The organism is Pseudomonas sp. Pseusp3 (assembly GCF_047304225.1).
GTDB lineage: Bacteria > Pseudomonadota > Gammaproteobacteria > Pseudomonadales > Pseudomonadaceae > Aquipseudomonas > Aquipseudomonas fluorescens_CD.
In genome coordinates this window covers 1-266 of record NZ_JBGLYV010000276.1, presented here as the reverse complement: position 1 = coordinate 266, position 266 = coordinate 1, and the positions used below count along the sequence as shown (strand labels likewise).

The window sequence follows — 266 nt, the reverse complement described above, 5'->3', positions numbered from 1 at the left end:
ACCCTCACCGTCGATGGCGGTCAGGTCTGGGCCAGTGACGGCCTGCAGATCACCCCCGACGCCTCCATGCACAAAGCCCCGCCAATGGACATTGTCATCGTCTGCGGCGGTATCGGCATTCAGCGCACGGTTACCCGGGAACACGTGTCGTGGCTGCAAAGCCAGGCCCGTCAGGCCCGCCGCCTCGGCGCGGTGTGCACCGGCAGCTGGGCCCTGGCCTGCGCCGGCCTGCTCGACGGCTTCGATTGCAGCGTGCACTGGGAATG

1 protein-coding gene is annotated in these 266 nt (G+C 68.0%); it reads left to right on the top strand.

Going from position 1 to position 266, the window contains the following annotated elements; translation table 11 throughout:
• A partial coding sequence (locus tag ACCD00_RS30860) for a DJ-1/PfpI family protein (RefSeq protein ID WP_413428950.1) occupies positions 1-266 on the top strand: 266 nt, incomplete at both ends.